6 protein-coding genes are annotated in these 7,235 nt (G+C 73.8%); all 6 read left to right on the forward strand.

The window, feature by feature from the left end; translation table 11 throughout:
* Positions 1 to 2,041: ATP-binding cassette domain-containing protein (locus F9B16_RS48025; RefSeq protein WP_151546948.1), on the forward strand; the 2,041-nt coding region annotated here is incomplete at its 5' end.
* Positions 2,042 to 2,094: 53 nt separating this feature from the next.
* Positions 2,095 to 2,607, forward strand: a complete 513-nt coding sequence (locus tag F9B16_RS48030; protein ID WP_151546949.1) for a VOC family protein — start codon at positions 2,095 to 2,097, stop codon at positions 2,605 to 2,607.
* Between the two features lie 42 nt (positions 2,608 to 2,649).
* Positions 2,650 to 3,201 (forward strand): 2Fe-2S iron-sulfur cluster-binding protein, encoded by a 552-nt coding sequence (locus F9B16_RS48035; protein ID WP_151546950.1) that lies wholly within the window; start codon positions 2,650 to 2,652, stop codon positions 3,199 to 3,201.
* A complete protein-coding gene (locus tag F9B16_RS48040) occupies positions 3,198 to 4,172 on the forward strand; it encodes an FAD binding domain-containing protein (protein WP_151546951.1) in 975 nt (324 codons plus the stop codon). Before F9B16_RS48035 ends, F9B16_RS48040 begins: the two co-directional genes overlap by 4 nt.
* On the forward strand, positions 4,169 to 6,226 hold the full coding sequence (locus F9B16_RS48045) for a xanthine dehydrogenase family protein molybdopterin-binding subunit (protein WP_151546952.1): 2,058 nt from the start codon (positions 4,169 to 4,171) through the stop codon (positions 6,224 to 6,226). The genes F9B16_RS48040 and F9B16_RS48045 overlap by 4 nt, the downstream gene beginning before the upstream one ends.
* A 126-nt stretch (positions 6,227 to 6,352) precedes the next feature.
* Positions 6,353 to 7,235, forward strand: an 883-nt coding sequence (locus tag F9B16_RS48050) for an L-lactate permease (protein ID WP_192809362.1), incomplete at its 3' end; no start/stop codon positions are given.

The raw sequence follows: 7,235 nt of genomic DNA on the forward strand, positions 1-7,235 counted from the left end.
CGTCCCGCAGCGGCCGCCGCTGCCCCGCACGGTGCCGCCGCCGCGGCCGGAACCGGCCGCGGCGTTCCGGCCGAGCGTCGACCGGAACCCGAGCCAGATCATCCGGGTCGCGCCGAAGACGCTGCGGATCGGCCGCGCCGCCGACAACGACATCGTCGTGCCGGACCTGGTGGTGTCGCGGCACCACGCGGAGCTGCGCAGCCTCGGCCCGGGACGGCACCGGATCGTCGACCTCGGCAGCCACAACGGCACCTACGTCAACGGCACCCGGGTCGAGTCGGCGGAGTTCACCGAGAGCGACCTGCTCGGCATCGGGCACGCGACGTTCCAGCTGGTCGGCGAGGAGCTGCGGGAGTACGTCGACACCGGCGACGTGTCGCTGTCGGTGGAGGACCTGATCGTCCGGACGCCCGAGGGGAAGGTGATCCTCGACGGGGTCGGGTTCCCGATCCCGGAGCGGTCGCTGGTCGGGGTGATCGGGCCGTCCGGCGCGGGCAAGTCGACGCTGCTCGGCGCGGTCACCGGCACGCGCCCGGCGACGGAGGGCACCGTCCGCTACGACGGCCGCGACCTGTACGCCGACTACGACGAGCTGCGGCACCGCATCGGGCTCGTCCCGCAGGAGGACATCCTGCACACCCAGCTCGACACCCGGCAGGCGCTGCTGTTCGCCGCCGAGCTGCGGTTCCCCGGCGACACCCGCAAGCGGGAGCGCGAGGAGCGGGTGGACGAGGTGCTCGGCGAGCTGGGCCTGACCGCGCACGCCTCGACCCGCATCGACCGGCTGTCGGGCGGGCAGCGCAAGCGGGTCAGCGTCGCGCTGGAGCTGCTGACCAAGCCGTCGCTGCTGTTCCTGGACGAGCCGACGTCCGGCCTCGACCCGGGCCTGGACAAGACGGTCATGGAGATGCTGGCGGAGCTGGCGCACGACGGCCGGACGGTCATCGTCGTCACGCACAGCGTCGCGAACCTGGACGCCTGCGACCGGCTGCTCGTGCTGGTCCCGGGCGGGCGCCTCGCCTACTACGGGCCGCCCGCCGAGGGGCTGGAGCACTTCGGGAAGAAGTCGTGGGCGGAGGTGTTCCAGGCGTTCGACCGGGAGCCGGGCCGGGACTGGGCCACCGAGTTCCGCGCCTCGCCGCGGCACGCCCGGTACGTGGAGAGCGGGCGGCAGGGCGGCGCCGTGCAGGCCGACACGTCGGTGCCCGCGCCGCCGCCCCGGCAGCAGTCCCGGTTCGCGCAGCTCAGCACGTTGTGCCGGCGCTACCTCGCGGTGATCGCGTCCGACCGCAGCTACCTGGTGCTGCTCGGGGTGATGCCGCTGATCCTCGGCGGGCTGAGCGCCGCGATCCCGGCGCCGAAGGGGCTGACGGGGCCGTCGCCGAACACCGACGCCGCGTCCAAGCTGATGGTGCTGGCGTTCGCGGCGTGCTTCGCGGGCACCGGCAACGCCGTCCGGGAGCTGGTCAAGGAGCGGACGATCTACAGCCGGGAGCGTGCGGCGGGGCTGTCGGCGGGCGTTTACCTGATGTCGAAGCTGCTGGTCCTCGGGGTGATCACGGCGCTGCAGGCGGTGGTGCTGGCACTGATCGGGACGATCGGGGTGAAGCTGCCGTCCTCCGGGACGTTCGCGCCGGTGCTGCCGGAGCTGATGCTGGCGATGGCGCTGCTGGGCGTGGTGTCGATGACGCTGGGGCTGCTGGTGTCGTCGTCGGTGAACAGCTCGGAGAAGACGCTGCCGCTGCTGATCGTGCTGTCGATGGGGCAGCTGGTGCTGTCCGGCGGGCTGGTGCGGCTGGCGGGCAAGCCGGGGCTGGAGCAGCTGGCGTGGCTGTCGCCGTCCCGCTGGGGGTTCGGCGCGGCCGCCGCGACCATCGACCTCGACTCGATCATGCCGCACGCGGGCGGCGCCGACCCGGCGTGGAAGCACACGGTGACCGCCTGGGGGATGGACCTCGGCATCGCGGCGGGTCTCGGGGTGCTGTTCTCCCTGCTGGCCTGGTACCGGCTGTACCGGCTGCGTCCCCGCCGCCGCCGCTGATCACGTGACCGCCGCCACGGGTTGGGCCTGGTGGGGCGGGGCATGCGAGCGGTATGGGCGTGAGGGGGATCGATCATGTGGGGGTGACCGTCCCGGACCTGGAGGCGGCCACCGCGTTCTTCGGCGCCGCGCTGGGGGCGCGGCCGCTGTACGACACGCTGCGCAGGGAGGACGGGCCGGTCGCCGGACCGGAGACCGAGCGGCGCCTCGGCGTGCCCGCGGGCACCGAGGAGGTCGCGATGCGGATGCTGCGGCTGCCGAACGGCCCGGGGCTGGAGCTGTTCGAGTTCCGCGGCACCGAGCGCCGCCCGCCGGCGCTGCCGAGCGACTTCGGCTGGCAGCACGTCGCCTTCTACGTGGACGATCTGGACGAGGCGGCGCGCGGCGTGCGGGACGCCGGCGGGGTCCTGCTCGGCGAGCCGCAGCGGCTGCCCGGTCCCGAGGCCGGCGACCGCAACCGCTACCAGTACGCGCGGACGCCGTGGGGCAGCACCTTCGAGCTGCTCACCTATCCCGATCCGCAGCCGTACGAGAAGGACGCCGGCCGGCGCCGCTGGACCCCCTGACCGCCGGGACTGCCTGCGCGGATCCGGGGTAGGCCCCCGGGCATGGACAGCGAAGTCACCCCGGTACACACCGAGATCACGCTGGTCGTGAACGGGACCGAGCACCGGCTGCGCGTCGACACGCGCGCGTCGCTGCTGGACACCCTGCGCGAGGATCTCGGGCTGACCGGCTCGAAGAAGGGCTGCGACCACGGGCAGTGCGGGGCGTGCACCGTCCTGCTGGACGGCCGCCGGGCGAACGCGTGCCTGGCCCTCGCCGTCGCGCACGACGGCGCGGAGGTCGTCACCGTCGAGGGGCTCGCGCGGGACGGCCGGCTCAGCCCGCTCCAGGAGGCGTTCATCGAGCAGGACGGGTTCCAGTGCGGGTACTGCACGCCCGGGCAGCTCTGCTCGGCGACGGCCGTCCTCGACGAGGCGGACCGGGGCTGGCCCAGCGCGGTGACCGGGGACCTCAGCGCCGACCCCGTCCTCGACGACGACGAGATACGCGAGCGCATGAGCGGCAACCTGTGCCGGTGCGGCGCGTACATGGGCATCGTCAGGGCGGTCCGGGAGGCGGCGCGCAAGACGGAGACGGAAGAGGCCAGGGCATGAGGCCGTTCGTGTACGAGCGCGCGACGAGCGCCGACGAGGCCCTGCGGCTGCACGAGGACGGCGCCTTCTACCTGGGCGGCGGCACCAACCTCGTCGACCTGATGAGGCTCGGCGTCGAGGAGCCGGCGCGGCTGGTCGACGTGTCCCGCCTCCCGAACGGCGAGATCGAGCTGCGGCCCGACGGGAGCCTGCTCATCGGCGCCGCCGTCAGCAACAGCGACCTCGCCGCCGACCGGACGGTCCGCGAGAGCCATCCCATGCTGGCGCAGGCCGTGCTGGCTGGGGCGTCCGGGCAGATCCGCAACCTCGCGACGGTCGGCGGCAACCTGCTGCAGCGCACGCGCTGCTCCTACTTCCAGGACGCCGACAAACCGTGCAACAAGCGCAACCCGGGCAGCGGCTGCCCGGCCCGGGAGGGCGAGCACCACAACCTCGCGATCCTCGGCCATTCCGAGGCGTGCGTCGCCACGCACCCGTCCGACATGGCGGTGGCCCTCGCCGCGCTCGACGCCACCGTCCACGTCCAGGGCCGCGACGGCGAGCGGACGACCCCGCTCCGCGAGCTGCACCGGCTGCCCGGCAACGAGCCGCAGCGCGACACCGTCCTGGACCCCGGCGACCTCATCACCGCGGTCGAGGTGCCGCCGCTGGACATCCCGTCCCGGTACCGCAAGGTCCGCGAGCGCGCGTCGTTCGCGTTCGCGCTGGTGTCGATCGCGGCGGCGCTCGACGTCGAGGGCGGCACCGTCCGGGACGTGCGGATCGCGCTCGGCGGCGTCGCGCACAAGCCGTGGCGGGCGCTGCGCGCCGAGGAGGCGCTGCGCGGCGCCCCGGCGATCGGCGAGGAGTTCCAGCGCGCCGCCGAGGCCGAGCTGGACCTCGCCGAGCCGCTGCGCGACAACGCCTACAAGGTGCCGCTCGCGCGCAACCTGATCGTCCGGACGCTGACCGAGCTGGGAGAGCAATCATGACCGACCGGCTGGAGAGTCGCGAGAAGGTCACCGGGGCGGCCCGCTACGCCTACGAGTACCCGCTGGAGAACCCGGCCTACGCCGCGGCCGTGCAGTCGACCATCGCCAAGGGCGAGATCGCGGAGGTGCACGCGGACGCCGCGCTGCGGATCCCGGGCGTCCTGGCCGTCCTGTCGTGCGAGAACGCGCCGCACCTGCACGACGCCGGGGACGCGGAGCTGGCGCTGTTCCAGTCCCGGACGGTCGCGTACCGGGGCCAGTTCGTCGCCGCCGTCGTCGCCGAGACGCTCGACATCGCGCGGGAGGCGGCGCGGCACGTCCGCGTCGACTACGTGTCCGAACCGTTCGACGTGCGGCTCAGCGCGGACGACCCGCGCCTCTACAAGCCCGACAAGGTGAACCCGGTGTTCCCCGCCGACACCGAGCAGGGCGACCCGGAGGAGGCGTTCACCAACTCGGCCGTCCGCGTGGACGCGACGTACACGACGCCCGCCGAGCACAACAACCCGATGGAGCCGCACACGACCGCGGCCCAGTGGAACGACGACGGCACCCTCACGCTCTACGACTCCACGCAGGGCTCCTCGCCGACGCAGGAGACGATCGCCCAGGTGTTCGGCCTCGACCGGACGCACGTGCGCGTCATCGCCCCGCACGTCGGCGGCGGGTTCGGGTCCAAGGGCACGCCGCGGCCCAACGTCGTCCTCGCGGCGATGGCGGCGGGCGCGGTGGGCCGCCCGGTGAAGTTCGCGGTGCCGCGCCAGCAGATGTTCGCCACCACCGGCTACCGCACCCCGACGATCCAGCGGTTCCGGCTCGGCGCCGACGCCGACGGCACGCTGAACGCGATCGTCCACGAGGTGTTCGAGCAGTCCTCGACCGTCACCGAGTTCGCCGAGCAGACCGCCACCCCGACCCGCGTCGTGTACCGGGCGGCGAACCGCCGCACCGCGCACCGGCTCGCCCGCCTCGACGTCCCGACGCCGTCGTGGATGCGGGCGCCCGGCGAGACGCCCGGCATGTTCGCGCAGGAGTCGGCGATGGACGAGCTGGCGTTCGCCGCCGGCGTCGACCCCGTCGAGCTGCGGATCCGCAACGACACCGACACCGAGCCGGAGAGCGGGCTGCCGTTCAGCTCCCGCAACCTCGTCGCGTGCCTGCGCGAGGGCGCCGACCGGTTCGGCTGGGAGCACCGCGACCCCGCGCCCGGCGTCCGCTGGGAGGGCCGCAAGCTGGTGGGGATGGGCGTCGCCGCGTCCACCTACCCGGCCTACATGCGCCCCAACAAGGCGACGGCCCGCGCCGAGGAGGACGGCACGTTCACCGTCCGGATCGCCGCCGCCGACATCGGCACCGGCGCCCGCACCGCCCTCACACTGATCGCCGCCGAGGCGCTCAAGGCCGACGCCGACCGGGTGACCGTCGAGATCGGCGACAGCGCGCTGCCGCAGGCGACCGTCGCGGGCGGCTCCGCCGGCACCGCGAGCTGGGGCACCGCCGTCGTCCGCGCCTGCGAGTCGCTGCGCGGCAAGATGAACGGCTCCGTCCCGCCCGGCGGGCTGGAGGCGTCCGCCGACACCGCCGCCGAGCTGGAGGGCCGCGACGCGTACGCCCGGCACGCGTTCGGCGCGCAGTTCAGCGAGGTCGAGGTGGACGCCGACACCGGCGAGGTCCGGGTCCGCCGGATGCTCGGCGTGTTCGCCGCCGGCCGGATCATCAACCCGAAGACCGCGCGGTCGCAGTTCATCGGCGGCATGACGATGGGCATCGGGATGGCGCTGATGGAGGAGAGCGTCATGGACCCGCGGTTCGGCGACTACGTCAACCGCGACCTCGCCCAGTACCACGTGCCGGCCTGCGCGGACGTCCGCGACATCGACGCGGCGTGGGTGGAGGAGGCCGACCCGCACCTGAACCCGATGGGGTCCAAGGGCATCGGCGAGATCGGCATCGTGGGCGCCGCCGCGTCCGTCGCGAACGCCGTGCACCACGCGACCGGCGTCCGCGTCCGGGACCTGCCGATCACCCCGGCCCGGCTGCTGCCGCTGCTGTGACTCCGGGCCGGCGGCCCTCCGGGAGGCGCTGACCGGTTGAAAAGTTCACCATCAATGTGAGACGGGACACACCACGGGGTATTGACGGTCCGACTCGGGGGCCGCTCCCAACCGCGAGGTGATCCCGTGTACCGACAGGTCCTCGATCCCGTCGCCGACTCGCTCGGCTGGAGTTCGCTGGTCGCCGCGCTGCCGCTGGCGGTGCTGTTCGTCCTGCTCGGCGCGCTGCGGATGCGCGCCTGGCTGGCGTCCCTGATCGCGCTGGCGGTCGCCCTGGCCGTCGCGATCTGGACGTACGGGATGCCGGCCGGCCAGGCGTTCCTGGCCGGCAGCGAAGGCGCCGCGTTCGGCTTCTTCCCGATCCTGTGGATCGTCATCAACGCCCTCTGGGTCTACAACATCACCGTCGCGACCGGCCACTTCGACGTGCTGCGCCGCACGTTCGCGCAGGTCAGCGACGACCAGCGGCTGCAGGCGATCCTCATCGCGTTCTCCTTCGGCGCGCTGCTGGAAGCGCTTGCCGGGTTCGGCACCCCGGTCGCGGTCACCTCCGTGATGCTGATCGCGCTCGGCTTCCAGCCGCTGAAGGCCGCCGTCCTCGCGCTCACCGCCAACACCGCGCCCGTCGCGTTCGGCGCGATGGCCACGCCGATCCTCACCCTCGGCAAGGTCACCGGCCAGTCCAGCGACACGCTCGGCGCCATGGTCGGCCGGCAGACCCCGATCCTCGCCGTGTTCGTCCCGCTGATCCTGGTGCTGATCGTCGACGGCCGCCGCGGCGTCCGCGAGACGTGGCCGACCGCCCTGTTCTGCGGCGCCGCGTTCGGCGCCGCGCAGTACGTCACCGCCAACTTCATCTCGGTGCCGCTCGCCGACGTCGTCGCGTCGCTGGTGTCGGCCGCCGCGGTCGTCCTCGTCGTCCGGCTGCGCCGCCCGCACGCCCCGGCCCGCCCGGTGATCGCCGGCGGCGCCGCCGACGAGCCCGCCCCCGAGTTCGCCGCCCGCGCCG

Origin of the sequence: Actinomadura montaniterrae (assembly GCF_008923365.1) — a bacterium.
Classification (GTDB): domain Bacteria; phylum Actinomycetota; class Actinomycetes; order Streptosporangiales; family Streptosporangiaceae; genus Spirillospora; species Spirillospora montaniterrae.

Coding starts and splice junctions, on each gene's coding strand:
- F9B16_RS48035 (WP_151546950.1), top strand. CDS start 2,650: ATGGACAGCGAAGTCACCCCGGTACACACCGAGATCACGCTGGTCGTG.
- F9B16_RS48045 (WP_151546952.1), top strand. CDS start 4,169: ATGACCGACCGGCTGGAGAGTCGCGAGAAGGTCACCGGGGCGGCCCGC.
- F9B16_RS48040 (WP_151546951.1), top strand. CDS start 3,198: ATGAGGCCGTTCGTGTACGAGCGCGCGACGAGCGCCGACGAGGCCCTG.
- F9B16_RS48030 (WP_151546949.1), top strand. CDS start 2,095: ATGGGCGTGAGGGGGATCGATCATGTGGGGGTGACCGTCCCGGACCTG.